Below are 25123 nucleotides of genomic sequence, written 5' to 3'. Positions count from 1 at the left end.
AACCATTATTAACCAATACTATAAGATATGAAAATCGCAATAATAGGAGCCGGTAATTTGGGACTTTCCATTGCCAAAGGTATTTTAAATACCAATGGAGCCACCAAAATGTTCCTCACCAAAAGAAATACGGAAGCTATCTCCAAATACGAAAACTATGGTAATGTTACCGTTACTTCCGATAACCGTGAGGCCGTTTCTAACTCCGACATTCTAATCTTTGCGGTACAACCTGGCCATTTTTCGAAAATTTTGGAAGATGTTAAAGATTTGTTGAACGACAACCATGTGATTATTTCGACCATTACGGGATTTGAGATTTATAAAATCGAAAACATTATAGGGCCAGACAACTATATTATTAGAAGTATGCCCAATACTGCTATTTCGGTAGAAGCATCCATGACTTGTTTATGCAGTAACAAAAAAGGCCAAAAAAGAATTGAATTGGCAAAATCCATTTTTAATAGAATGGGACATTCCATGGAAATACCCGAAGCTCAAATGCAAGCAGCAACAGTAATCTGCGCAAGTGGCATTGCTTTCTGGATGCGACTTATAAGAGCTACTACACAAGGGGCCATACAATTAGGTTTCGATGCCAAAGAAGCCCAAGAATTGGCCATGCACACCTGCAATGGTGCCGCTAAACTCTTGATTCAATCCGGCAATCATCCCGAAGAAGAAATAGACAGGGTGACCACTCCTATGGGCTGTACCATACAAGGTTTAAACGAAATGGAACATCAAGGACTCAGCTCTTCCCTTATTCAAGGCATAGTGGCTTCGTATGATAAAATAACAGAATTCAAAAAGAAATGAAACTATTCGATGTATACCCCTTATATGACGTAACACCTGTTTCCGCCAAAGGAATCATAGTAATAGATGATAAAGGTCAAGAATATCTTGATTTTTATGGAGGCCATGCCGTCATATCAATCGGACACTCCCATCCACATTATATTAAAAGAATCTCTGACCAGTTGAACAAAATTGGTTTCTATAGCAATGCAGTCCAAAACCCTTTACAAAAAGAACTTGCTACAAAATTAGGCACTCTATCGGGCTGTGAAAACTATAACCTCTTTCTCTGTAACTCTGGTGCCGAAGCCAACGAAAACGCCTTAAAAATGGCTTCCTTCGTGACCGGAAAATCTAGAGTGATCGCTTTTAAAAACAGTTTTCACGGAAGAACTTCCGCCGCTGTTGCCGCAACGGACAATGCGACCATTAATGCTCCCATAAACAAGCAACAAGCCGTTACTTTCCTAGATTTTAACGATATCAATAACCTTCAAAAAGAATTGGAGAAAGGCGATGTATGTGCCGTAATAATAGAACCGATACAAGGTGTAGGTGGTCTGGATGAACCGACCAAGGATTTTTTTAAAGAAACGGAAACCCTGTGCAAACAAAACAACACCCTGCTCATTGCAGACGAAGTACAATCCGGTTTTGGAAGAAGCGGTAAGTTTTTCGCATTTCAACACCATAACATTTTACCAGATATCATAAGTGTTGCCAAAGGAATGGGAAACGGCTTTCCGATCGGAGGTATTTTAATTCATGAAGATATAAAGGCAAGTTATGGCCTATTGGGAACTACCTTTGGAGGAAACCACTTGGCTTGTGCAGCTTCTTTGGCTGTTTTAGAGGTACTGGAAAAAGAAAACCTTATTGAGAACGCTGCCAAAATAGGTGCCTATTTCAAAGAAAAAGCAAAAGAAATTCCACAGGTAAAAAAAGTAAAAGGCCAAGGGTTAATGCTAGGTCTTGAATTTGATTTCGAAGTAGCCGAACTTAGAAAAAAACTAATATATGACCAGCATTTGTTTACCGGTGGGGCAAAAAACAAAAAGTTATTAAGAATATTACCCGCCCTAAATATTACCGAAAAACACATCGATATATTCTTTAATGCACTAAAAGCACAACTACCGTGAACAAGCAACTCAACATAAAAGTGCGCAATGCTGTTTTAATGACCATGGCCGAACTAATCGCCGAAAAAAAACAAGCCTTAATGGTCGCAAACCATATGGACCTTGAAAAATATGAGGGTGATGACTTGGCCATGAGAGATCGCCTAAAGGTCGACCAAGCAAAAATAGAGGGCATGGTCTTGAGCTTGCAACAACTTGCGACACAAAAAGACCCATTGAGCGTGGAACGTTTTAGCTTTACCCATGACAATGGTATTCAGGTAAGCAATAAAACGGCACCTTTCGGAACCATTCTTATCATATATGAATCTAGGCCCGATGTAACTATCGAAGCGGCCGGTATCGCTTTTAAATCAGGCAACAAAATACTTTTAAAAGGCGGTAAGGAATCATTGCACAGTAATTTGTTCCTGGTGGATCTATGGCACAAGGCTCTAGAAGCAAACGAAGCCGACACGAATTGGGTCACCTACCTACAATTTAGTAGAACTGAAACACAGGCTTTTCTTGAAAAACCCTCGCAGAAAATAGATCTAATTGTACCTAGGGGAGGAGAAAGGCTAATTGCCTTTGTAAAACAACATGCCTCATGTCCGGTAATTGTTAGTGGACGAGGAAACAATTTTTTATACATAGACGATGAGGCAGATTTAGAAATGGCCGCGGATATTATTATTAACGGCAAAACCTCAAAAATATCAGCATGCAATGCTTTGGATAAAGTTCTTGTTTCAAGAAACTTACCTAGAAAACAAGAATTTTTGCAACATCTTGTAAAAGCATTGAAAAGACATAATGTCGAAATTTTAACGGATAAAAAATTGGAAGGCCTAGAAGGCACATCACTTATGGGCAGTAATGCGGTTTGGTTCGAAGAATTCTTGGATTATAAAATTCTGTTAGGCCAAGTGCCCGATTTAAAAGAAGCGATACAATTGATAAATACCTATGGAGGCGGTCATTCTGCAGCTATCATTACCAACAATAATGAAAAAGCGGATGAATTTATGACCTCTATAGACGCTGCGGCCGTATATCATAACGCATCAACGCGTTTTACCGATGGAGGCCAATTTGGCCTAGGTGGAGAACTGGCCATCAGCACCGATAAATTGCACCAACGAGGCCCTATAGGCTTACAACATTTGGTAACCAATAAATGGTACGTAAAAGGGAACGGGCAAACAAGAAATTAAAACCTTCTTTAGCTTAGATCAAAATACTATGTCTAAAAAAAGAATATTACTAAAAATTGGCTCCAATACACTTACCAAGGAAACAAATCAGATTTCTCGGGGAAAGATAGAGGATATCGGTAGGCAGATTGCCTCCCTTAAAGACGACTATGAGTTTATCATCGTAAGCTCAGGTGCCATAGCCGCTGCCAAGCAGTTTGTAAAATTGGAGCACAATGGTGAGGACATTAACGTAAAACAAGCCTTAGCAGCCATTGGACAGCCCCATTTAATGCGAATGTTTCAAGAAAGTTTTCGTGAACTTGGCCTGTTTGCGGCCCAGTGTCTTTTGTCTTACTCCGATTTTGAGAATCAGAAATCAAAGGCCAACATTAAGAACACGATAGATATTTTGATCAGCAATAACTTTATTCCCATCATCAACGAAAATGATACGGTAGCTGCAGATGAGATCCAGTTTGGTGACAATGATAAGTTGGCCGCATTAACAGCTACCTTGCTCAACGCCGACCTGTTGATGATTGCCACCAATACCGATGGTATATACACCAAAATCTCTATCGAAAAAGGACAACCGGAAACTATTTATGAAGTTCTGGGGGTCCATGACCTACAACACCAGATCAGTTCACAAAAATCATCGCACGGTACCGGGGGCATGCAATCAAAAGTTGAAGCGGCCACTATTGCCCAGCAAGCGAACATTGAAACATGGATCGTAAACGGTCTTAACGACAGCTTTATCACCGATGCTTTTAAAGGGTTGGGAAAACACACTAAGATCAAGACCAAAGACAGCCTTTAAAAAACGATTAGGACATCTAAATTAAAACAAAAATAGCCAGAGAAATAAAACAGCAATGAAGCATTACCTCTCCGTACAGGACATAGACTCATTACCTAATTGGGTAGAAGAAGCCCGAGACCTAAAAAAGAACCCTAAAAAACACAGGAACCTAGGTACCGACAAAACCATTGGGCTGTTGTTTTTCAACAACAGTCTCCGTACCCGCCTAAGCACCCAAAAGGCAGCCATGAACCTAGGCCTAGAGGTTATCGTCATGAATTTTGGTAGTGAAGGTTGGGCCTTGGAATACGCTGACGGAACCATTATGGACCAAGGCACCTCGGAACACATCAAAGAGGCCGCCCAGGTTATTTCGCAATACTGTGATATTATCGCCATTAGGGCTTTCGCCGGATTAAAGGACAAGGAGGAGGATGAATCGGAAAAAGTATTGAACGGATTTAAAAAGTACGCCTCCGTACCCATCGTAAACATGGAAAGTTCGGTAGGTCACCCTTTACAGGCCCTTGCAGATGCCATTACCCTGGCCGAACAAAACACAAAGAAACGGCCCAAAGTGGTACTGTCATGGGCCCCGCATCCGAAGGCCCTGCCGCATGCCGTAGCCAATTCATTCGTAGAAATGATGCAGTTGCAGGATGCCGACTTTGTGATCACCCACCCCGAAGGCTATGAGCTCAATGCCGAGATCACCCGAGGAACGCCCATTGAATACGACCAGAAAAAGGCATGTGAAAATGCCGATTTCATCTATGTAAAGAACTGGAGCAGTTATACCGACTACGGAAAAGTACTGAACCAAGATAAAAGCTGGACCATGACCCCGGAAAAAGTAGGCAAGGCCAAATTTATGCACTGCCTACCGGTACGAAGAAACGTGGTGGTTTCAGATGATGTGTTGGACAGCGACCAATCCCTCGTCATAGAGCAGGCCAACAACCGAACCTATGCGGCGCAGGTGGTACTCAAGAAAATTCTGGAAAACAATTAAAAACAACTAGCCATCAAAAAACTAGGGAACAAGGTATGCATTATTACGGGGGCCACGAGTGGAATGGGCAAGGCCATAGCCGAGCAGTTTTCTGCCGAAGGGGCCCAATTGGTGCTTTCGGGTAGAAACCAAGAACGGGGCATCGCACTGTCCGAACAATTGCCCCACTCCATATTCGTAGCAGGCGATGTTAAGGATGCCTCCTATAACGAAAGCTTGGTCTCCAGCGCCCTAGAAAATTTTGGAAAGCTAGATATCGTATCACTTAATGCCGGTATACTCGGATTGGGCAATGTTGTCAATCTCTCGGATGCACTTTGGAACGAAACCCTGGCAACCAATTTGACGAGTATTTTTTCACTCTCCAAGTTTGCCCTTCCCCATTTACAAAAAGAAAAAGGAAGTATATTGATCAACGCATCCATTGCGGCCTTCAAGAGCTTCCCCAACCACCCTGCCTACTGTGCCTCAAAAGCAGGGGCCGTGGCACTGATGAAGCAAATGGCCGTAGAGTACGCACCCGACATCAGGGTGAACGCCATGTGTCCGGGCCCGGTGGACACCCCTTTGCTATGGAATTCGGCACAAGCCTTCAAAAACCCGGACAAGGCCGTTGAAAATGCAGCCGAATCCACCTTGTTAAATCGATTGGGCACGCCCGAAGATATCGCCAAACTGGCCCTTTTTCTGGTGTCCGAAGATGCGTCATGGATCACCGGTACGGCTATGACCATTGACGGAGGAATCATAAATTCGTAACATGAAAAAGAAATTATCCATCATAAAGATCGGCGGCAACGTCATCGAAAACAAAGAAGAACTTTCTAAGTTCCTAAAGGCGTTTTCCGAACTGGAAGGCCCAAAAATATTGGTCCACGGCGGCGGAAAACTGGCCACCCAACTGGGCAAAAAACTCGGAATAGAATCAAAACTCATCGGCGGACGCCGCATTACCGACGCCCAAAGCCTCGAACTCATTACCATGGTCTATGGCGGACTCGTAAACAAGAACATCGTGGCCGAACTGCAGTCGCTCAACTGTAATGCGATTGGACTCAGTGGTGCCGACGGCAATACCATTCAGGCCCATAAACGACCGGTAAAGGAGATCGATTACGGCTTTGCCGGGGATGTTGACGGCGTAAGCGCCCCAACGGTATCCAAACTCTTAGAAGCCGGCCTTACCCCCGTTTTCTGTGCCATGACGCATGACGGCAAAGGACAATTACTGAACACCAATGCCGACACCATTGCCTCGGAACTCGCCATAGGTATGAGCAAAAATTACGAGACCACCCTCTACTATTGTTTTGAGAAAAAGGGGGTTTTGATGGATGTAAACGATGACACATCGGTGGTAAAACATATCGATAGCCAATCGTACCAAAGCCTACTTGAGCAAAAGATCATCGCCGACGGCATGCTTCCCAAAATGGAGAATTGTTTTCATGCCCTTCACAAAAACGTACACCAGGTACGCATTGGGGATATTGGCATGCTCGACCCCAAAGCTACCTTATTCACGACCCTTACCCTATAAAAATGGAACAAGCAGCATTAACGCAAAAAGCAATAGAATTACTAAAGGAACTGATCTCGATCCAGTCGTTCTCATCGGAGGAGGACAAGACCGCCGATGCCATTGAAAACTGGTTCAAGGCTTTCGGCATTCCGTGCAAACGCCACATCAACAACGTATATGCGGTGAACAAGCATTTTGACGAAAACAAGCCCACGCTTCTTCTCAATTCGCACCACGATACCGTAAAACCGAATTCGGCCTATACAAGAGATCCCTTTCTCCCCCATATCGAAGATGGTAAACTGTATGGTTTGGGAAGCAACGATGCCGGCGGAGCCTTGGTTTCCCTCATGGCTACCTTTACCCATTACTACGCCGAACAGAACCTCAACCACAATATTTTGATGGTGGCCTCTATGGAAGAAGAAAGTGCCGGCCCCAATAGTTTAAGGGGACTTTTACCCTTGCTTCCCAAAATTGATGTGGCCATCGTCGGGGAACCTACCCTACTCGATTTGGCCATTGCCGAAAAGGGCCTCATTGTTTTCGATGCCGTGGTAAAAGGTATGCCTTCACACGCCGCACACCCGAACGACAACAACTCCATTTACAACACCATTGAGGTTTTAGAGTGGTTTAAAAACTATAAATTCCCGAAAGTATCAGACGTTCTGGGACCTGTGAAAATGACCGTTACGCAAATAAACGCGGGAACCCAACATAATGTGGTACCTGCCAAGGTAGAATTGGTCGTAGACGTTCGGGTAAACGACAAATACACCAATGCCGAAATTGCCGAACTGTTAAAAAAGGAAGCTCCCTGTGAATTAAAGGAACGTTCGCTACGGTTAAACTCCTCGTCCATATCCAAAGACCATCCCCTTGTGCAGTCGGGGATCGCATTGGGAAGAAAGACCTACGGTTCGCCCACCTTGTCGGACCAAGCGGCCTTAAACTGCCAATCGTTGAAATTGGGCCCTGGCGACAGTACCCGTTCGCATTCTGCAGATGAGTATATTTACATTCACGAAATTGAAGAGGGAATTGACCTGTACATTAACTTATTAAAAGGATTTTTACAATAAACAATAATCAGTAAACAAAAATCGATGGATAATTGTTTATTGATCAATGCAAACTTACAATTATGAAACTCTGGGACAAAGGCTTTAGCACAGACAAAAAAATAGACCATTTCACTGTAGGTAACGACCGCGAACTGGATCTGCACTTGGCGAAATACGACGTAATCGCCTCGCAGGCCCATGCCAAGATGCTGGGCAAAATAGGATTGTTGACCGAAGAGGAAACTTCTGCCTTGGTGACAGAACTGGATGCCATTGCCGAAACCATTGAAAAAGGAGAATTTACCATCGAGGATTCCTTTGAGGACATGCACTCGAAAATCGAATACGTACTCACGGAAAAATTGGGCGATACCGGAAAAAAAATACACACCGCACGGTCAAGAAACGACCAGGTTTTGGTCGCCATGCACCTATACTTGAAAAACGAACTTTCAGAAATAAAATCAGGTACCAAAGAACTTTTTGATCTGCTATTGCAACTGGCCGAAAAATATAAAGATGTTCTGTTGCCCGGATATACGCACTTACAAATTGCCATGCCGTCCTCATTTGGCCTGTGGTTATCGGCCTATGCCGAAAGCCTTATCGACGATTTGTATTTTGTCGATGCCGCCTATAAAGTAGCGGACCAGAATCCGTTGGGGAGTGCCGCAGGTTATGGAAGCTCCTTTCCAATAGACCGAAGTTTCACGACCCAAGAAATGGGCTTTAAGACCTTAAAATATAATGTAGTGGCCGCACAAATGGGCCGTGGCAAGGTAGAGAAAGCCACTGCATTTGGAATGGCGAACATTGCCGCTACCCTATCAAAACTGTCCATGGATATTTGCCTGTACATGAGCCAGAATTTCAACTTTGTATCCTTCCCGGACGAATTGACTACCGGCAGCAGTATTATGCCACATAAAAAGAACCCCGATGTTTTTGAATTGGTACGGGGCAAATGCAACAAGCTACAAGGCATTCCCAATCAGTTGACCTTGGTCATCAACAACCTTCCCAGTGGCTACCATAGGGACCTGCAATTGGTGAAGGAAATTATTGTTCCCGCTATTCAAGATATGAAAGCGTGTTTGGAAATATTGACTTTTAGCCTTAAGGAAATGCAGGTAAACAAGGGTATACTGGAAGACCCCAAATACGACTACCTTTTTAGTGTCGACACCCTAAACGAGCTGGTACAGAGCGGCATGCCCTTTAGGGACGCCTATAAAAAAATGGGAATGGAGATTCAGGAAGGCACCTTTACCCCTAAACGCGACATCCACCATACCCACGAAGGCAGTCTGGGAAATTTATGCCTAGAGGAAATCAGGGCCAAGATGGAGAAGATTTCATAAATTAGCACAACTACCGCCGAAAAACCGATTCATGAAAAAACAAGCGCATTACCAACATTTCATTTTCTTTCTTTTTTTAATGATCGGGTTATGCTTAAAAGCCCAAGACACTTACCTAAGAAATACGTCTGCCGACGTACAGAACTATGTCTTTGGTCTTACTTTAAACGATGAATCGAACAAGATAAAAGGCGAGGCCGAAATTACGGTCGACTTTAAAAACGGTACCACCCCATTTGCCCTGGATCTCATTGCCAAATCGGGTACCTATGGTATGAACGTTTCCGGTGTTTTTGAGGGAGACCAACCTGCAAACTATAGTTATGAAGGCAATAAAATAAAAATTGTACCCACTCCATCCGAAGAAAAAAATCGGACTTACAAAGTGGTTTATGAGGGTATACCCGAGAGGGGACTCGTTATCGATACCACCAAATTCGGACAACGTTCTTTCTTTGGCGATAACTGGCCCAACTTGGCAAGGCATTGGCTTCCTTCGGTAGACCACCCGTACGACAAGGCAACAATTGAATTCCGGATTAAGGCTCCAGCCCATTACGACGTGGTGGCTACTGGCGAAAAAATAGAGGAAAGCTACTTAGGCAACGGATTAAAGCTTACCACGTACAAAGAGCCGGCCCCTGTGGCCATGAAAGTGGTGACCATCGGTGTTACGAAATTCGCCAGTAAACTGCTTGACGAGGTCTACGATATTCCTGTTTCGGCCTGGGTATACCCCGAAAACCGACTCGAGGGCTTTTCCGATTACGGGGTGGCCACCAAAGTATTAAAATATTTTATAGACAACATTGGTCCGTATTCATACGCCAAACTGGCGAATATGCAGGCCAAGACCCAATGGGGCGGACTGGAAAATGCGGGCACTATTGCTTATTTTGAAAATTCGGTCAACGGAAAAAATGAGGTAGAAGGACTGATCGCCCACGAAATTGCCCACCAGTGGTTTGGAAACTCCGCCAGTGAAAACGACTGGAACCACGTGTGGCTCAGCGAAGGTTTTGCTACCTACTTCGCTATACTCTATCAGGAAAGTGTATACGGCAATGAGAAGCGAAAAGAGGAATTAGAGCTAGACCGTAAGCAGATTATCGACTATTATCTAAAGAACCCCTCACCCATTGTAGACCCAAGCATTACAGATCCTATGAATGTCTTAAGTGTCAACACCTACCAAAAAGGCGGTTGGGTCTTGAACATGCTACGCCATGAAATAGGGGATGAAAAATTCTGGGAAGGTATACGAGCCTATTACAAAGCCTTCCGAAACTCGAACGCCCTTACCTTTGATTTTCGAAAAATCATGGAAGAGGTCTCCGGCGAAGATTTAAAAGCCTTTTTCCAACAATGGATCTTTACCAAAGGGCATCCGGAGATCAAATGGAACTGGAGCTACAACAAGAAGCGACTACAGATCAATCTAGAGCAGCTTCAAAAACACCACATATTTAAGTTTCCCTTGGAAATAGGGGTCAAAAAAGATGGAAAAATCACCATCTACCAAACGGAAATGGATGCTGCCTTAAAAAACTTTACGATCAAACTCGACGATAAACCCGATGATGTGGTACTGGACCCCGAATCTTGGCTATTGTTCGAAGAAAAATAAGATACCTAGCACCTATGGTACATAAATTTTATGTATCATATGACCGTTGGAGCCTATTTACTTGATCATCTTAAAATTGATGATTTCTTGCTCCGTTAAATAGCGCCAATGACCTCTGGGTAAATCTTTTTTTGTGAGTCCACCATACACAACGCGGTCCAATTTTACGACTTTGTAGCCCAAATGTTCGAACAACCGTTGTACAATTTTGTTTCTAGAGCTATAGATTTCTATACCTACTTCCCTTTTTGGTGCATTATCAATATAACTGATGTCGTGGACCCTCACCACTTTTTCATCAACGATGACTCCTTCTTCTATTTTTTTGAGATCGGCACTGCTCAAATCTTGGTCCAAGACCAAGTGATATATTTTTCGCAATCCGTTTATAGGGCTCTTTAGGCGCTTGGTCAAATCACCATCATTGGTAAAAACCAATAATCCGGTATCTTCTTTATCTAACTTATCTACGGGTAACAGCTTTGATTTGGACGCATTGGAAATTAAGCCCGAAACATGTCTTTTTCCTTTTTCATCCCTAATGGTGGTCGTAAAATCTTTTGGTTTGTTGAGTACAACGTATTCCTTTTTGACCGGATTCAATATTTGTCCGTCAAACTTCACCTCATCGGTCAATTTTACCTTGTACCCCATTTCGGTAACAGGTTTTCCATTTACGGTAACACTGCCTGCCGCAATATATATATCTGCATCTCGCCTAGAACAAACTCCTGAGTTGGCGACATACTTGTTCAAGCGAATTGAGTTGGGGTCGCTAGGTTGCTTTGGGGCCGTATTCTTCTTTATGGGAGCATTGCCACGCGCATAGCTCTTCTTTCTGAAATTACCTCCTTGCCTACCTGATACTCTTTTATCCTTCTTGGAATCATCCCTGCTCATAACTTCCTGATTTTATACAAAGGTAGCTTTAATCTTTGATCTCTATAGTAGATTGTCTTTCTCTATTTACGATTAACTTGGTAACATCGGGTCTTGAATAGTGACCTACAGGATCAAAATTTTGGCGTTCTGCATAAACCCGGTTAAAATCGAGGTTATGGTACAGCAAGCCTTCCTTATCTATCACAGGCTCTACCAACCATTCCCCATCCGGACCCGCTATACAGGATCCTCCATTGGCCATTACTGCCGGTGCTTTTTTTAATATTTCGTCTAAATGCGGCGTTGTTTCAGGAAAATCATCTCTCTTCATCAACGAGGAAACCGAAATTACAAAACTCCGAGACTCGCGAGCAATAAAACGTGTAATATCCTTTGTATTGTAATCGCTGCCGGGCCAAACGGCAATATGTAGATTCTCACCTTGACCATACAAGGCAGTTCTGGGCAAAGGCATCCAATTTTCCCAACAGTTGAGCCCGCCAACGGTGAACTTTTTAAGGCTATGCACTTGAAGTCCGTTTCCATCACCGGGAGCCCACGTTAAACGCTCATCATAAGTAGGCTGTAACTTACGGTGTACGGACTTGATTTTTCCATTGGCATCAATATATACCAAAGAACAGTATAAACTGTGCCCTCCACGATTTTGGGCCCTTTCTATAATTCCTAAATAAATAGCGATTTTGTTCTTTTGTGCAAGTTTACACACCGAATCCAGTTCGCCCATTTCAATCTGTATGGCATTACGGGCGTAGTGAGCGTGTAATTCTTTATTGACCTTAGTGTTCCAAGCAGCACCATCGGTCAATGACAACCAAAATGGATAACCTGGCAAAAGGGCCTCACCAAAAACCAAAAGCTCTGCATTCTCTTGCCCCGCTTCTTTAATAGCAGTTTCTATCTTTTTTAAAGTAGCATCCTTATTCAACCATACCGGTGAAATTTGAGCCATGGCCACTTTCAATATATTCTCCATTATAAAATTCTATTCAACACTAAATTTACATTAATCAATAAAATACTAAAGACGCCTACCACTATAATCAATTTTATAATATTATGTAGCCAAACGTATTGCTTCTTTGTATTGGACTTAAATAATATAAACAAGAATAAGATCAACAAAACAATACAACCTGCAAAGTAGTAATGCATATAACCTATATCGAACTTAAAAATCAACAACAAAGAGGGTATAAGAGTCAACAATATTAAAATGGTTATCAGTATTTTAGACACCCCGACCCCATAGATAATAGGAATGGTTCTATAATTCTGTGCCATATCGCCGGACATATTTTCCAAATCCTTTATTATTTCCCTCGACAAAATAAGCAAGAAGAGAAATACGGCATGCACAAAGATTACGGTCTCGAAATTTTTATAATAAACGAAAACGGCAAAAAAAGGTGTAATAGCCAAGGTCGCCGAAACAAAATTACCCACAAAGGGTATTTTCTTTAGTTTATGTGAATAAAACCAAATACCGAATATATAGGCAGAAAAAAATAATACCGCCTTAAAGGACACATAACTAGCGGCAAAAACAGCAAAAAAATTCAACACAAAATAGGTGGTCAACTTAAAACGTTGGCTCACCAAGCGATCCAACATACTTTTTGTGGGTTTGTTAATCAGGTCTTTTTCGGCATCGTAGAAGTTATTTATTATATATCCTCCGGCAATAACCAATATTGAAGCAAATACGATTACAAAAAGATCCACATCGAAAATTACCTTTCTTAGCGGTAAATGTGGTGCAAGAATATAGATAGACGCCAAATACTGGGCCAAAACGATGATCAAAAGATTGTAACCTCTTACTACAGAAAATAGACTCAATACCTTTAATAGTAAGAGTTTATTTTTTCTGTTGAGCATTGTTGGAAGATCCTAGAAGTTATACACCACCTCTAATTTATAATCTTTAAGAGCTTCTTTTGCTTTTTCAAAATCTTCGGTAAACCCTAAAAAATAGCCACCACCACCAGAACCACATAGTTTTAGATAATACTCGTTGGTTTCTATACCTTTTTTCCATAGATCGTGGAACTTTACGGGTATCATCGGCTTAAAGTTGTCCAGTACCACATGCGATAACTGTTTTAAATTTCTGAACAACGATTTTACATTACCATTCACAAAATCTTCTACACAGGCATCTGTATGTTTAATAAACTGATCTTTTATCATTTTTCTGAATCCTTCATTCTTCATTTGATCCATAAAAATCTGTATCATGGGGGCGGTTTCACCTGTAGAACCGCTATCCAGTAAAAATACGGCTCCTTTTCCTTCCATGTTTTGAGATGGAATACTGGTAGACTCTATGTTATCTTTTGAATTGATCAGAATAGGCAAGCTCAAATAACTGTTCAAAGGATCCAAACCAGAAGATTTACCATGAAAAAAGGATTCCATGTGACCAAAAATGGTCTTAAGCCTTAATAACTTTTCACGGGTAAGGTTCTCTAAGACCGTAATCTTATCTTCGGCATACTTATCATAGATGGCGGCCACCAAAGCACCACTACTACCTACACCATAGCCCTGTGGAATAGAACTGTCAAAATACATACCATTAGCAACATCTTCCTTTAAACGCTCTAGATCAAAAGAAACCAAAGTAGGTTCTTTCTCCGTTAATTCTTCTAAATATTCTGCAAAACCGGCCAATGCCCTATTAGATTCCTTTGCTTCCGGTGAGTTGTTTTTATTGCGCTTTAACGCACCCTTAAAAAAATTATAGGGTATAGAGAGCCCCTTGGAATCTTTAATGATCCCGTATTCTCCAAACAGAAGAATCTTAGAGTAAAATAATGGTCCTTTCATCTGCAAATATCAATGGATAATGATGTTTAGTACTTTAAAGATAACCAACAAAGGTGCAAATTTTACAATTTTTACCTTAAATAGTTATGCTTTTTGATTAAAAGATTACTTCAAAAACGTAATATACAAGTCTTAAGTATATAATTATACCGTTAACTTTTTTGCTCCAAATCCAATTCGGTCGCAAATATACTGTTGGTTTTGACAGTATACAACCAACTCATCCTTAATAAATTGATGAACTATTTCCTTTTCATTTTCCGGATATAGCACGTGTACGTTGGCCCCTGCATCCAAAGTAAAGCACACATGTGTCTTCGAGGTTTCCCTAAAAGCCCATATTTTATTAATAATCTCCAAAGTATTCGGCTTCATCAATATAAAATAGGGCATGCTCGTCATCATCATGGCGTGCAATGTCAAGGCTTCACTTTCTACTATTTTGACAAACCCATCCAAGTCTCCTATCTTAAAGGCATTCATCAGTTGTTCTAAATTACGATGCGCTTGCTCAAAACGTTGGGCCGCAAACGGATGGTCGTGCATTAAATTATGCCCTACCGTACTACTCACCTGTTTTTCTCCTTTATCTACCAGTAATATAGTGTCATGATAGTTGTTAAAAACTGGGTGTACTTCACGGGAGTATTTTATACCGTACAAATCTGTACTATCGGCAATACCCTTATGTTCTCCCCATTGCACTATACTACCTTCAATGCTTCTACAAGCACTACCAGAACCCAAACGGGCTAAAAAAGAAGCTTTTTTAAGAAAAAAATCATCGTCCATTTCTGGATGATGCTCCCTTTCTATCTCCATTATGCACAAGGCCAAAGCAGACATTCCACTAGCGGAAGACGCTATACCGCTACTATGGGGAAATGAATTACCGGTATTGATCACGAAATGATATTCTTTAAGAAAAGGCACATACAGAGATATTCTATTAAAAAAGGTTTCGATCTTGGGTTTAAAATCCGGTTTGGGCTCTCCTTCAAAATATAGTTCGAACGAGAATTTTTCGGTTGGTTTTCCAAGCCGTTCAAACGACATGGTAGTTTGAGTCGCACATGCATCCAATGTAAAACTGACCGAAGGATTGGCCGGAATCTGATCTGCACGCTTTCCCCAATATTTTATCAAAGCAATATTACTTGGAGATTTATAACCTACCTTTCCTTCTTTCTTTAAATCTTGATATCCTGAAAGGATAAAATCTTTCTCGGTCATTCATACATTGTTTGGTACAAAGATAGTTTTTAGCAACACCAATTAAAATAAATCGTTATTTTAGAGAATAAACAATAAAGCATTGAAAAAGAAAATAACCTATATTTCCGTATGTGTTATTACCTGCCTAATTATTGGCTTTCTATCTAGTATTGTTACCCAAAGTTCTGTCAACGACTGGTATCTAACCTTGAACAAACCCAACTTTAACCCTCCAAACTGGTTATTTGCACCTGTATGGACCATGCTTTATATTCTCATGGGTATTTCTGCAGGTTTGGTATGGGCAAAAGGATTTCACCATAAATGGGTAAAAACGGCCCTCTATCATTTTGGATTTCAACTTCTTTTAAATGCCCTATGGAGTATTGTTTTCTTTGGCCTTAAATCTCCATTTTGGGCATTATTGGTCATACTTGGGCTATTGACCATGCTTTTGTTAACTATAAAATGGTTTAAAGTAGTAAGCAAATTAGCGGCCCTTCTTTTAATTCCCTATTTAATATGGGTGTGCTTTGCGACACTTCTGAACTATAAAATTTGGGAACTAAATTAAAGCTCCTCAGCTAGGCCCGCCATTTTGGCCATAGTTCTATAATTTCTTGTAGTGGCTTTTACCTGTAGTTTACGCTCCACTAAATTATTGTTCAATTTTGCCTTTCCATATCCCTGTCCACAACACAGATAAACACAGTTTTTTGCAACCTTAAATTCTTCGTTGCCATACTCTCCTTTTTCCAATACAATCATAGCCTCTTTTGTGGGTTCTGCAAAAAGCAGCACAAAATACACCTTATTGGCACTTATATCTTCTTGATCATTATAAGGATTCTGCGCCAAGATATCCACAACCTCTGAAACCGATTTTAACAGTACCGGAACCTTAAACCCATACCTATCAAATATAGATTTGCCCATTAAAGCATTCAGTTCCTCAATGGAGCCAGCATTGCTGTCAAAAACAACATTACCGCTCTGAATGTATGTTTTTACATTTTGTAGGCCAACCCCCATTAATAGTGTTCGCAGCTCGGACATCGGAACTTTTTTCTGCCCTCCCACATTTATTCCCCTCAAAAAACCGATATACCTTTTCATCTACAACGAAGTATTGTTCAAACTATTTACGATACCCCTTGCCGATAGGTAGCCACTGGTCCATGCATTTTGAAAATTGAACCCCCCGGTAATGGCATCTACATTAATAATTTCACCCGCTAAATATAGGCCACCTAGAATTTTGCTTTCAAAAGTCTTAAAATTGATTTCCTTTAAATCAACACCGCCCGCGGTAACAAATTCTTCCTTAAAGGTGCTTTTTCCGTTTACAATAAAAACACAATTGGTCAACTCCGAAGCCAACCTTATTAGCTGATCCTTACTTGCTTCTGGCCAAGTAAGGGTGTCATTTATATCAGCAGCCCTCACTAAATTACCCCATAACCTTTTTGGAAGGTCTACGGCCTTTGTTCTTAGAATGGTTTTTTTTTCTTCCTGCTTTATTTTTAAAAATAATTGCAAAAGCCCTTCTTGGTGGTACTCTGGTACCCAATTCACTTTAATTTTAAATTGATAGTTATATGACTCCAACAGCCTAGCTCCCCAAGCCGACAATTTTAATATGGCCGGTCCGCTCATACCCCAGTGGGTTATTAAAAGTGGCCCATCGGAGAAAAGAACTCCTTGGACATTTGACCCGTTCTTAAAATTTCTTCGGGATTTATTTTTGTCCAAGATAGAAACTTCGGCATATGTACTTATACCTGGAATCTTATTGATTCTTTCGTCATTTATATTAAAAGTAAACAAGGAGGGTACGGGCGGTACAATCGTATGCCCCATTTGGCCCAACATTTCCCATATTTTAGGGTTACTGCCCGTTGCCAACAATAGTTTTTTGGAACTAAAAACATCTTTAGTCGTTTTTATCTGCCAAATATTGTTGCCATTGTTGTTCGAACGTTCTATACCGGTGACGGAACACAACTTAAAAACCTGTACTCCTAAACGTTCGGCCTCGTCGGTAAAACAATCTATAATTGTTTGTGAGGAATCGGTAACGGGAAACATTCTACCATCCTCTTCGATTTTTAGGCTTACTCCCTTTTTTTCAAAAAAATCTACGGTATCGCCACTACTAAACTGGTGAAAAGGCCCTAAGAGCTCTTTTTCTCCACGTGGATAATTGGACACCAACGCCTTTGGGTCGAATTCTGCATGGGTTACATTACATCTTCCGCCCCCCGAAACCTTTACTTTTGTAAGAACTTCTTTGCCCCTTTCTAGAATTGCAATTTTTGACGATGGTCTTTGGGCCGCAATCTGGATGGCCGAGAAAAAGCCTGCAGCGCCCCCGCCAACAACAATAACGTCGTACATTAATTTACTCTTTCGGGATAATTGGTAATAATACCGTCTACCCCAATATCTTTCATCGCTTCAATGTCTTCAGGTTCATTTACCGTCCAAACATAAATTTTTAATCCTTCCTTTTTTATTTGGTCGGCCGTTTCCAAATCAAGTTTTTTGAAATAGGGATTAATGGCCACGGCGTTCAATTCTTTAGCTATGGGTATGGCATCTATTGGATCGTCTTCTGTAAGGACCGCTATTTTAACATCAGAATTGATTTTTCTCATTTCTTTGAGCTCATCCCAATCAAAGCTGGATATTACAAAATTATCTTTCGACCATCCCTTTTTTTCTATATAATAATTCATGGCGTGGTTTACCCTGTCGGCCGTACCGCCCCCCTTTAGTTCAATATTTAGGGCCACTTTGTTGTCTATGAGCTTTAAGACTTCTTGGAGCATAGGTATCTTATGTCCTCCATCAAGGGTCAGTTGTAGCAAGTCTACATAATTATATTCTTCAATCTTTCCCGGACCATTGGTGAGCCTATCAACTGTTTCATCATGAAAAACCACAATTTCACCACTTTTCACCTTAAAAACATCAATTTCTATCATATCTACCCCTAAATCCATTGCCTTTTGAACAGATGCCAATGTATTTTCCGTTTCGTGCCCCATGGCTCCTCGGTGTCCTATAACTAATGGTTGTTTCATATTACATGAGATTAACAATATGGTGATACCCAATACTAATAAAGTTTTTTTCATATTCAATAAATTTCAAAAATATACGATTGTAACGGGGCTAGGTCAACCGCCACATGACCTTCCCTATTTATTATGTTCAACTCATTTTCTGCACCGTAAAGAGCATCTAACAACTTATATGGACCTTCCTTCATTCTCCATTCTTCTATAAGGTCTACCGGTAATTTTAGATCAAAAGAGAAAGACTCATGCACATCAAAATTAACGACAATTATCAATTTTTGATCTTTGGACCAACGCACAAACGACAGTACCCTGTGATTATAGTTCTCGGTAAGTTCTTTATTATAAAAATGGATTTCACGATAATGGCCCATCAAGGCTTTACTGTTATTGGTAAAGTTCAACAATTTTTTGTAAAAATGCCTTAAGGACTTCTCTTCCTTGCTTAATTGGCCCCCATCAAACTTTTTATTGTTTACCCATCTTTGAAAATGGGGTACTCCTATATAATCGAAGATAGATGTTCTAGAAGCACTTCCAAATCCCGCATCTTCAGCTGCGGGCTCCCCTACTTCCTGACCAAAATATATCATGGTAGGAGACGTGCTTATGGTCGCCGACACCACCATCGCAGGTTTTGCAATTTCGGCATTGCCCACAAACTCGGGACTGGCAATACGCTGCTCGTCATGATTTTCTAAAAAATGGAGCATATGGTGTTCTATATCTTGCAGTCCTTTTTGTACTACAGGAATATGATCGGACCAGCCATAGCCCTTCATAATATGTTTTAACCCGTCGTAAAAATCCACTTTATCATATAGATAATCCATCTTACCCTTATGAATATAGGTTCTATACAAATCTGGGTTATACACCTCTGCCATTAGAAAGGCTTCCTTATTTTTCATTTTGATGGAAGAGTTCATATAACTCCAAAACTCTACAGGCACCATCTCTGCCATATCATACCTAAATCCATCAACTCCAAAATCTAACCAGTACAGGGCAATGTTCTTAAACTTGACCCAAGAATCCGGTACGTCTTTGTGTTTCCAAAATTTAAAATGTTCTTCATAATCCCTTTCTCCAAAATCATGCGGAAGCAAGTCAAAATCGACACTACCATCTGGTCTTACGCCATAATTTACCCGCACGGTCTCGTACCAATCGTTCATATTGGGCTTGGGGCTTCTAGATCCATTACCGGTCCATTTGGCAGGTTTTTCTATGAAAGTGCCAATGGTTTCATTTTCTTCTCCCCCTAAAGGCTTATAACCTTCTTGCCAGTCCGGCACTTCAAAATCGGATCCAGGTATATAATAAAAGTTATTGTTTTTTTTATAGGTAACGGTAACATCATCGTCAGCACCAAAACTTTTGCCTCCTTTTGGATTTGTAATACTCTCATAGGCCCTTGACACATGATTGGGAACAATATCTATAATAACTTTCATGCCTTGTTCATGAGTTCTATCTATCAAGGCCTTGAACTCTTCCAACCTGTTGGCCGGATCGATGGCCAAATCAGGATTTACGTTGTAATAATCTTTAACGGCATAGGGAGAACCCGCCCTGCCCTTCACTATATTTGGATCGTCATTAGAAATACCATATGCCGTATAATCCCTTATTACCGCATGATGGAGCACCCCTGTATACCAAATATGGGTTACTCCCAAATCCTTTATTTCCGACAAAGCCTTATCAGAAAAATCGGCAAATTTACCTACTCCGTTTTCCTCAATGGTCCCCCAAGGTTTATTGGAGGTATTCGTGTTACCAAAAAGTCTTGTAAAGACATGGTAAACAACTATTTTACTGTTCATATTCCATTAATCCTAATTCGTAAAAAACACGATTATCTTTTGTTAATTTAATGTTTTACCTCTATACCCACTGGCTTATTCGGTGTCAATTTCACCTCTTTGCCTACTACTCTTATATCGATTTCCTCTTTTCCGGTCAACTCGAACATTAGTTCATTGGACGACACCGTAACCTTAATTATCCTGTTTCTGAAGTTTACCTTAAATGAATATAGCTCCCATTGTTTTGGAATGCGTGGTTCAAATGACAACATGCCCTTAATGACCCGCATACCTCCAAAACCTTCGACAATGCTCATCCAAGTACCGACCATAGACGTTATATGCAACCCCTCTTCCACTTCTTTGTTATAATCATCTAGATCCAATCTAGATGTTCTTAAATAAAATTGGTACGCTTGTTCCATCCTACCCAATTTTGCAGCCAAAATACTATGCACACAAGGTGATAACGAAGACTCATGCACCGTAAAAGGCTCATAAAAATCAAAGTGTTTTTCTAAATCTTCGGTAGAAAAATTTTCCTCGAAGAAATAAAAGCCTTGAAGAACATCGGCCTGCTTAATGTAGGGCGACCGTAATATGCGGTCCCAGCTCCATTTTTGGTTTATGGGACGTTGGTCTTTTTTCAAATCACTAACACGAACCAACTCTTTATCCAAAAATCCGTCTTGTTGCAAAAAGACTCCGTGCTCCTCTGAATAAGGAAAATACATATTGTCCGCTACTTTTTCCCATTCGTCACATTCTTTATGGGTAAGATTTGTTTTCCCCAATACCCTGTTATAATCTTTTGGATACCCTTCTTTAACTTTTTTAATCTGTTCTATCGTAAAACGAATACACCATTGGGCCAAATAATTAGTGTACCAGTTATTATTTACATTGTTCTCGTATTCATTAGGGCCCGTAACGCCCAGTATCATATATTTACCCTTACTGGTAGAGAAATTGGCCCGTTGATACCAAAATCTTGCTATACCGATCAATACTTCCAACCCCATCTCAGGTATATAGCTATAATCACCGGTATATCTATAATAATTATAGATAGCAAAGACAATAGCTCCGTTTCTATGGATTTCCTCAAAGGTAATTTCCCACTCATTATGGCACTCCTCCCCGTTCATGGTTACCATAGGATATAATGCCGCACCATTTGAAAATCCTAATTTTTCAGCATTTTCAATAGCTTTACCCAGATGATTGTACCTGTACTTTAACAGATTTCTGGCAACCTTCTCGTCTTTGGTCGCCATGTAAAATGGAATGCAATAGGCCTCCGTATCCCAATAGGTACTACCGCCATACTTTTCTCCCGTAAAACCTTTGGGACCAATATTTAATCGAGAATCGGTACCCAAATACGTTTGGTTGAGCTGAAAAATATTAAATCGGATACCTTGCTGGGCCTTTATATCGCCTTCAATGACGATATCGCTCATTTCCCATATAGATGCCCATGCTTCTTTTTGTTTCTGCAACAATTGTTCAAAACCCATGGTCGATGCCTTATCCAAAGCTTTATTGGCGGCATCTATCAACTTATTTTCCGGATGGTTTCTAGATACGGTATACCCTCCGAATTTTGTTAATGTAAGCTCTTCTCCGGCCTTGACCTTTTGAGAAAAGCTCATTGAAACATATGTTTCAGAACCTGTACCGAAAGTACCTTTTATACTTTGTCCGTTATAATCCAAAGAAGCCTGCATAAAGGTACATGTGCTAAAATTGGTCTTCATGGTATGGGCCTCTATAAAAGCACGGTTTTCTGCTGTAGCCATATGGGTCGTATTCCAAAATTTATCGTCCCAATTACTATCCTCATTGGTAATACCACTATCCAGATAGGGCTCAAAAACCACCGTAGCATCCGTATTTAATACATGTACTTTATAAGAAATGGCCCCAACCTCGTCTAAATATAGGCTCAAGAACCTTACTACTTCTACAGATATTTCCACGTTGTTAGGAAGCAAGGCATTGAAACTACGTTTATACCAACCTTCTTTCATATCGAGTTCACGTCTAAAATCCGATACCTTTTTACAGGTAGCCAAATCTAACTCGGTATCGTTCACAAAAAGCTTTATACCGATCCAATTAGGTGCGTTCAAAACTTTGGCAAAGTACTCGGGGTATCCGTTTTTCCACCACCCTACCCGGGTTTTATCGGGATAATAGACCCCGGCTATATAACTACCTTGAAATGACGGCCCCGTATATGTTTCCTCAAAATTGGCGCGTTGCCCCATGGCACCGTTTCCTAGACTAAAAAGGCTTTCGGAAGATTTTACCCTATCGGTATCAAAGCCTTCTTCTATAATGGACCATTTGTTCGCTTTTATATAGTCTTGATTCATTTATTATCTGATGTTCAAATTTAATCGGTCCCTTAAAGTAATGCCTTTGGGCATTATTACAGAAGTGATTCTAAAAAATCATCTCCAATTTCGGTAAAATCATTGAAATTATATTTGGCTTCGTTAAGAATATCACTATCGCCGATTCCAATACTTACCATTTTTGCATTATTTGCCGCTTGAATACCGGCCACAGCATCCTCAAAAACCACGCAATCCATAGGATCTACATGTAAGTTCTTGGCCGCTATCAAAAATACTTGGGGGTCGGGCTTCGCCTTTGACACATCGTTGCCATCAACAATGCTGTCAAAATAAGGGAGCAATTCTACTTTTTCTAAAATTGTACGGGCATTTTTACTGGCAGAGCCTAAAGCGATCTTAACGTTCCTATTCTTAAGAAATGAAAGCACCCTTGGTACATCGGGCAAAATTTCCGATTTGCCCATCTTTTCTATGTAGGCCAAGTAATCTTCATTTTTCTCCTTCATCCATTTATCGAATTGTTCTTGGTTGGCCTTTATGTTTCCGATCTCTAGTAAAATTTCAAGACATCTTTTTCTACTTACACCCTTAAACAGTTCATTTTGCTCTTCGGTAAACACAAACCCCAATTCACCGGCCAATTTTTTCCAAGCCAGATAATGGTACTTGGCCGTATCTACTATTACCCCGTCTAAATCAAATACAAATCCTTTTTTTCCCATACCAACAAAAGTACTAATTGATAGTGGATCTATATACCACCCGAATAGCTGAAATACTTGGCATAACTTACACCTTATCGCCCTTTTACGTTAACGGCTTGCCAAACGCCCAAAATTCCCCAAGAAAACATTAATGAAACTTAACGAAAGTTTAATATGTTTAAGTTAATTCCATATTTAACGGTAAAGCCTTGAATCGCAGGTAAAATAATGTAATTTTGTTTCTTCTGTTATAATTCCAACCACCTAGGATGAAAATAAAACCACAAGATATGTTTAAACGAATTTCAGTTTTAATACTTCTGTTTATTGTATTTTCATGTGCCGAAACGACAACGAAAGAAGAACCGATCATTGTAACCCCCGAAGACCTGCATACCTCTATTGATAAGGTCGTGGATATTATGGTCCATGATATATTCTCTCCACCAGTGGCAAGTAGAATATTTGCCTATCCAAATATTGCGGCTTACGAAATTGTGGCACAGGTGAATCCTGAATACCAATCTTTGGCCGGACAAGTGAATGAACTTACCCCGATTCCAAAACTAGATTCGATTGCAGGTGTAAACCCAAATTTAGCGGCCATCATAGCCCATATGAACATTAGTAAGCAACTTATTTTCTCTGAGGACAAGTTTAACGTATTTCAAGATAGCCTTTTTAATAAGTGGAAATCTACCAACGAAAAAGAATTTGAAGCATCCATGGCTTACGGTACAAAGGTTGCCGAACACATAAAAAAATGGATGAACAACGATAAATATAACGAGACCCGCACCATGCCCAAATTTACGGTGGACACCAATGACCCAGCTAGATGGCAACCCACACCACCGGCATACATGGACGGCATTGAACCCCATTGGGACAAGATCAGACCTTTTTTCTTGGATTCGGCATCTCAATTTAAACCTGTTCCCCCTCCTCCTTTTTCTATGGAAGAAGGTTCCGACTTTTACAAAGAGGTCAAAGAAATCTATGACATTAGTAACAGAATTACCGCTAATGGCGATGAATCGGAAGAAGTGGCAATGGCCAAATTCTGGGACTGTAACCCTTATGTGTCCGTAACGAGGGGACATCTAATGTTCGCTACCAAAAAAATTACACCGGGTGCCCATTGGATCGGTATTACAAAAATAGCTTGTAAAAAAACCGGTAGCGATTTTGCAAAAACCGTATTTGCCTATACAAAAACATCGATGGCCATTGCAGATGCTTTTATTAGCTGTTGGGACGAAAAATATAGAAGCAACCTTATTAGACCAGAAACGTTGATCAATTTACATATTGATGAAGACTGGGTACCCATATTACAAACCCCTCCTTTTCCAGAATACACAAGTGGTCATAGTGTAGTATCAGGTGCCGCCAGTACAGCATTGACAGATATTTTTGGTGACGGATTTGCTTTTGACGACGATACCGAATTACCATATGGGCTTCCGGTACGATCTTTCCCATCTTTTAACGAAGCTGCCAAAGAAGCTGCTTTTAGTAGAATGTATGGAGGAATCCATTACCGCTCCGCAGTAGAAGTAGGTGTTGACCAAGGCAAAAATGTTGGCGCCTACCTAAACAAAAAAATTAAAATGTTGAAAAATGACCAAGTAGTTACCACCGAGTAAATATTATCTTCTTGTTCATAACATTAAGCACATGGCACTTGT

At 40.7% G+C, this 25123-nt stretch carries 23 protein-coding genes; 12 read left to right on the top strand and 11 right to left on the bottom strand.

Going from position 1 to position 25123, the window contains the following annotated elements; translation table 11 throughout:
- Window positions 1-27: 27 nt before the first annotated feature.
- From proC to AB657_RS15060, 10 genes are all read left to right on the top strand, one after another.
- Complete coding sequence (proC, locus tag AB657_RS15105) at window positions 28-822, top strand: pyrroline-5-carboxylate reductase (protein WP_047247258.1); 795 nt, start codon at window positions 28-30, stop codon at window positions 820-822.
- Window positions 819-1946 (top strand): aspartate aminotransferase family protein, encoded by a 1128-nt coding sequence (locus tag AB657_RS15100; RefSeq protein ID WP_047247257.1) that lies wholly within the window; start codon window positions 819-821, stop codon window positions 1944-1946. The genes proC and AB657_RS15100 overlap by 4 nt, the downstream gene beginning before the upstream one ends.
- The gene (locus AB657_RS15095) at window positions 1943-3142 is read left to right on the top strand and encodes a glutamate-5-semialdehyde dehydrogenase (protein WP_084696440.1); all 1200 of its coding nucleotides are present in this window, start codon (window positions 1943-1945) and stop codon (window positions 3140-3142) included. Before AB657_RS15100 ends, AB657_RS15095 begins: the two co-directional genes overlap by 4 nt.
- Window positions 3143-3170: 28 nt before the next feature.
- Entirely contained in the window at window positions 3171-3947 is a 777-nt protein-coding gene (gene proB / locus AB657_RS15090; protein WP_047247256.1) for a glutamate 5-kinase, read from the top strand.
- Between the two features lie 55 nt (window positions 3948-4002).
- Window positions 4003-4941, top strand: coding sequence for a Rossmann-fold NAD(P)-binding domain-containing protein (locus AB657_RS15085; protein ID WP_047247255.1), 939 nt, complete (start codon window positions 4003-4005; stop codon window positions 4939-4941).
- Window positions 4942-4953: 12 nt separating this feature from the next.
- Window positions 4954-5700, top strand: coding sequence for an SDR family NAD(P)-dependent oxidoreductase (locus AB657_RS15080; RefSeq protein ID WP_047247254.1), 747 nt, complete (start codon window positions 4954-4956; stop codon window positions 5698-5700).
- A 1-nt stretch (window position 5701) separates the two neighbouring features.
- A complete protein-coding gene (gene argB, locus AB657_RS15075; protein ID WP_047247253.1) occupies window positions 5702-6481 on the top strand; it encodes an acetylglutamate kinase in 780 nt (259 codons plus the stop codon).
- Between the two features lie 2 nt (window positions 6482-6483).
- Window positions 6484-7548 carry a M20 family metallo-hydrolase gene (locus AB657_RS15070; RefSeq protein WP_047247252.1) on the top strand — a complete coding sequence of 355 codons (1065 nt, stop codon included), beginning with the start codon at window positions 6484-6486 and terminating at the stop codon, window positions 7546-7548.
- A 62-nt stretch (window positions 7549-7610) separates the two neighbouring features.
- The gene (gene argH, locus AB657_RS15065; protein WP_047247251.1) at window positions 7611-8891 is read left to right on the top strand and encodes an argininosuccinate lyase; all 1281 of its coding nucleotides are present in this window, start codon (window positions 7611-7613) and stop codon (window positions 8889-8891) included.
- 31 nt (window positions 8892-8922) lie between these two features.
- Window positions 8923-10518, top strand: a complete 1596-nt coding sequence (locus AB657_RS15060) for a M1 family metallopeptidase (protein WP_084696439.1) — start codon at window positions 8923-8925, stop codon at window positions 10516-10518.
- 57 nt (window positions 10519-10575) lie between these two features.
- Here the strand turns inward: AB657_RS15060 and AB657_RS15055 are convergent, their stop codons facing one another.
- From AB657_RS15055 to AB657_RS15035, 5 genes are all read right to left on the bottom strand, one after another.
- Window positions 10576-11418: a pseudouridine synthase gene (locus tag AB657_RS15055; RefSeq protein WP_047247249.1), complete on the bottom strand. Its 843-nt coding sequence runs from the start codon at window positions 11416-11418 to the stop codon at window positions 10576-10578.
- 28 nt (window positions 11419-11446) lie between these two features.
- Window positions 11447-12397 (bottom strand): carbon-nitrogen hydrolase family protein, encoded by a 951-nt coding sequence (locus AB657_RS15050; RefSeq protein WP_047247248.1) that lies wholly within the window; start codon window positions 12395-12397, stop codon window positions 11447-11449.
- Complete coding sequence (locus tag AB657_RS15045; protein ID WP_047247247.1) at window positions 12397-13302, bottom strand: geranylgeranylglycerol-phosphate geranylgeranyltransferase; 906 nt, start codon at window positions 13300-13302, stop codon at window positions 12397-12399. Before AB657_RS15045 ends, AB657_RS15050 begins: the two co-directional genes overlap by 1 nt.
- A gap of 12 nt (window positions 13303-13314) precedes the next feature.
- A complete protein-coding gene (locus tag AB657_RS15040; protein WP_047247246.1) occupies window positions 13315-14253 on the bottom strand; it encodes a mevalonate kinase family protein in 939 nt (312 codons plus the stop codon).
- A 144-nt stretch (window positions 14254-14397) separates the two neighbouring features.
- Complete coding sequence (locus AB657_RS15035) at window positions 14398-15486, bottom strand: diphosphomevalonate/mevalonate 3,5-bisphosphate decarboxylase family protein (RefSeq protein ID WP_047247245.1); 1089 nt, start codon at window positions 15484-15486, stop codon at window positions 14398-14400.
- 82 nt (window positions 15487-15568) lie between these two features.
- Here AB657_RS15035 and AB657_RS15030 point away from each other — a divergent pair, with 82 nt between their 5' ends.
- Window positions 15569-16042 (top strand): TspO/MBR family protein, encoded by a 474-nt coding sequence (locus AB657_RS15030; RefSeq protein ID WP_047247244.1) that lies wholly within the window; start codon window positions 15569-15571, stop codon window positions 16040-16042.
- Here AB657_RS15030 and AB657_RS15025 read toward each other — a convergent pair.
- The 6 genes from AB657_RS15025 to pgmB are packed head-to-tail and all read right to left on the bottom strand — an operon-like array spanning window position 16039 to window position 23450.
- Entirely contained in the window at window positions 16039-16584 is a 546-nt protein-coding gene (locus AB657_RS15025; RefSeq protein ID WP_047247243.1) for a DUF1697 domain-containing protein, read from the bottom strand. The genes AB657_RS15030 and AB657_RS15025 overlap by 4 nt on opposite strands.
- The gene (locus tag AB657_RS15020; RefSeq protein WP_047247242.1) at window positions 16585-17865 is read right to left on the bottom strand and encodes a BaiN/RdsA family NAD(P)/FAD-dependent oxidoreductase; all 1281 of its coding nucleotides are present in this window, start codon (window positions 17863-17865) and stop codon (window positions 16585-16587) included.
- Window positions 17865-18554 carry a glycerophosphodiester phosphodiesterase gene (locus AB657_RS15015; protein WP_232304895.1) on the bottom strand — a complete coding sequence of 230 codons (690 nt, stop codon included), beginning with the start codon at window positions 18552-18554 and terminating at the stop codon, window positions 17865-17867. Before AB657_RS15015 ends, AB657_RS15020 begins: the two co-directional genes overlap by 1 nt.
- A gap of 56 nt (window positions 18555-18610) precedes the next feature.
- A complete protein-coding gene (locus AB657_RS15010; protein WP_047247240.1) occupies window positions 18611-20380 on the bottom strand; it encodes an alpha-amylase family glycosyl hydrolase in 1770 nt (589 codons plus the stop codon).
- A gap of 47 nt (window positions 20381-20427) precedes the next feature.
- Window positions 20428-22743 (bottom strand): glycoside hydrolase family 65 protein, encoded by a 2316-nt coding sequence (locus AB657_RS15005; RefSeq protein ID WP_047247239.1) that lies wholly within the window; start codon window positions 22741-22743, stop codon window positions 20428-20430.
- Window positions 22744-22799: 56 nt separating this feature from the next.
- A complete protein-coding gene (gene pgmB, locus AB657_RS15000; RefSeq protein WP_047247238.1) occupies window positions 22800-23450 on the bottom strand; it encodes a beta-phosphoglucomutase in 651 nt (216 codons plus the stop codon).
- 272 nt (window positions 23451-23722) lie between these two features.
- Between pgmB and AB657_RS14995 the strand changes: the two genes are divergently transcribed.
- Window positions 23723-25081 carry a vanadium-dependent haloperoxidase gene (locus AB657_RS14995; RefSeq protein WP_084696485.1) on the top strand — a complete coding sequence of 453 codons (1359 nt, stop codon included), beginning with the start codon at window positions 23723-23725 and terminating at the stop codon, window positions 25079-25081.
- The last annotated feature ends 42 nt before the right edge of the window (window positions 25082-25123 follow it).

This window comes from Maribacter thermophilus (assembly GCF_001020565.1).
GTDB lineage: Bacteria > Bacteroidota > Bacteroidia > Flavobacteriales > Flavobacteriaceae > Maribacter > Maribacter thermophilus.
Note: the sequence above shows the minus strand (reverse complement) of the source record. Positions and strands in the feature narration are given on the sequence as shown.

Coding starts and splice junctions, on each gene's coding strand:
- proC (WP_047247258.1), top strand. CDS start 28: ATGAAAATCGCAATAATAGGAGCCGGTAATTTGGGACTTTCCATTGCC.
- AB657_RS15100 (WP_047247257.1), top strand. CDS start 819: ATGAAACTATTCGATGTATACCCCTTATATGACGTAACACCTGTTTCC.
- proB (WP_047247256.1), top strand. CDS start 3,171: ATGTCTAAAAAAAGAATATTACTAAAAATTGGCTCCAATACACTTACC.
- AB657_RS15085 (WP_047247255.1), top strand. CDS start 4,003: ATGAAGCATTACCTCTCCGTACAGGACATAGACTCATTACCTAATTGG.
- argB (WP_047247253.1), top strand. CDS start 5,702: ATGAAAAAGAAATTATCCATCATAAAGATCGGCGGCAACGTCATCGAA.
- AB657_RS15070 (WP_047247252.1), top strand. CDS start 6,484: ATGGAACAAGCAGCATTAACGCAAAAAGCAATAGAATTACTAAAGGAA.
- argH (WP_047247251.1), top strand. CDS start 7,611: ATGAAACTCTGGGACAAAGGCTTTAGCACAGACAAAAAAATAGACCAT.
- AB657_RS15060 (WP_084696439.1), top strand. CDS start 8,923: ATGAAAAAACAAGCGCATTACCAACATTTCATTTTCTTTCTTTTTTTA.
- AB657_RS15055 (WP_047247249.1), bottom strand. CDS start 11,418: ATGAGCAGGGATGATTCCAAGAAGGATAAAAGAGTATCAGGTAGGCAA.
- AB657_RS15050 (WP_047247248.1), bottom strand. CDS start 12,397: ATGGAGAATATATTGAAAGTGGCCATGGCTCAAATTTCACCGGTATGG.
- AB657_RS15045 (WP_047247247.1), bottom strand. CDS start 13,302: ATGCTCAACAGAAAAAATAAACTCTTACTATTAAAGGTATTGAGTCTA.
- AB657_RS15040 (WP_047247246.1), bottom strand. CDS start 14,253: ATGAAAGGACCATTATTTTACTCTAAGATTCTTCTGTTTGGAGAATAC.
- AB657_RS15035 (WP_047247245.1), bottom strand. CDS start 15,486: ATGACCGAGAAAGATTTTATCCTTTCAGGATATCAAGATTTAAAGAAA.
- AB657_RS15025 (WP_047247243.1), bottom strand. CDS start 16,584: ATGAAAAGGTATATCGGTTTTTTGAGGGGAATAAATGTGGGAGGGCAG.
- AB657_RS15020 (WP_047247242.1), bottom strand. CDS start 17,865: ATGTACGACGTTATTGTTGTTGGCGGGGGCGCTGCAGGCTTTTTCTCG.
- AB657_RS15015 (WP_232304895.1), bottom strand. CDS start 18,554: ATGAAACAACCATTAGTTATAGGACACCGAGGAGCCATGGGGCACGAA.
- AB657_RS15010 (WP_047247240.1), bottom strand. CDS start 20,380: ATGAACAGTAAAATAGTTGTTTACCATGTCTTTACAAGACTTTTTGGT.
- AB657_RS15005 (WP_047247239.1), bottom strand. CDS start 22,743: ATGAATCAAGACTATATAAAAGCGAACAAATGGTCCATTATAGAAGAA.
- pgmB (WP_047247238.1), bottom strand. CDS start 23,450: ATGGGAAAAAAAGGATTTGTATTTGATTTAGACGGGGTAATAGTAGAT.
- AB657_RS14995 (WP_084696485.1), top strand. CDS start 23,723: ATGTTTAAACGAATTTCAGTTTTAATACTTCTGTTTATTGTATTTTCA.